The sequence below is a fragment of the Marinobacter sp. SS8-8 genome, from assembly GCF_030540945.1.
Lineage (GTDB): Bacteria > Pseudomonadota > Gammaproteobacteria > Pseudomonadales > Oleiphilaceae > Marinobacter.
In genome coordinates, this window is record NZ_JASSVN010000053.1 from 1 (window position 1) to 1,242 (window position 1,242).

A 1,242-nucleotide genomic window follows, 5' to 3' on the forward strand; every position below is an offset into this window, starting at 1 on the left:
CGCGAATGCGAAGGGCTTCGAGGGCTTTATGATCCAGTTTACGACCATCAGTCTGGCGCATGAGTGACAATATCCGATAAGCTTTGGGAGAACATATCACATTATAAATAATGTTCGCTTACTTTTGCACTGATTAGTATGTGCTGATGAGTGATACACAACACTAATGAAGATATTCTTTGAATAATCTTTTCAGTGTCTTTTTAGTTAAAAAGTTAGTATCCACCTTTAAAATCTTTTTATCGGAATCTCTGGTTGCAAAGAATACTGTGGTCTTGGGATCGCCAACGAAATAATAAAAGTTATGATCTTCACCCGACCAAACTCCGACGTCTCGATCTTCAACAAAAACATGCTGAAATGACTCGACTGCCAGCCTGTCACAACCCTTCTCGGTTTTCCCCAGTACCTCCTTAAAGAACTCCTCTGGGTCGCAGCCATCGGTCGCCATTTCACTTTCAACACTGAATCCGACCAAACCTTCTCCGGGATCTTCTCCGTACTTTAAAATGATTGTGTCGTTTTCAGACCCGAGAAAACCAGAAGCTTTAGGAGCTTCTGGAAGATAAAAGTTATAACCGTGGTAAGACATTTTAAAATAACCGCTTTCAGCAAATGCAAAAGTCGAAAAAGTTATAGCCAATAAAAATAGTGTAGTCCTTTTCATATTAAAGCCCCATCAAAGCTTCTTCCATAAATGTTCTATAATTTACTGCCACACGATCACGGCACATATTATATGCTGATGTATCACCAGACATTATCCGCTTTCCTATTTTCGCCACTTCTTTGACTATATAACTGATACTCGCGGTATAGGTGGGTCTCGGTACGAGATCTATTGAAGCCGTGCAAGACTGAACTTCAGAAAGAGCTTCATAGATAACTTTGGCGGCGTTCTCATTTACCGTGTGCGGTTTAGCAAGCCCTTTCCAAAAATAATTGACCGCGGCGGCGACGTATTCCCTTTCGTCATAGTTCATTCCTTTTTCCTCTTTGGTTGTATCAATCGTTCCGTTGATTGCTCTCAAAGCCTACCAGCGAATTTCAGCTCATTCCAGACTGCAGGTTACGTTTTGGGGAACATGTATTACTGGGCTACGGGAAAGCAGCCCACCACATAACGCCAATATTCAGCGGCGGCCTTTGCGCAGCGAAGCGGAGAAAAGGCCGTCCGGTGGAGGGCCTTTAGGCCCGTAACGAACTGGAATGACTGGTTATACTTAGTCAACGAGCATATCT

The 1,242-nt window shown here is 43.0% G+C and carries 2 protein-coding genes; both read right to left on the reverse strand.

The genetic code is table 11. From position 1 onward, the window contains the following. Window positions 1-163: 163 nt before the first annotated feature. Window positions 164-667 carry a hypothetical protein gene (locus QPL96_RS19355; RefSeq protein ID WP_303288907.1) on the reverse strand — a complete coding sequence of 168 codons (504 nt, stop codon included), beginning with the start codon at window positions 665-667 and terminating at the stop codon, window positions 164-166. 1 nt (window position 668) lies between these two features. Beyond that, window positions 669-983, reverse strand: a complete 315-nt coding sequence (locus QPL96_RS19360; RefSeq protein ID WP_288354055.1) for a hypothetical protein — start codon at window positions 981-983, stop codon at window positions 669-671. Between the last annotated feature and the right edge of the window lie 259 nt (window positions 984-1,242).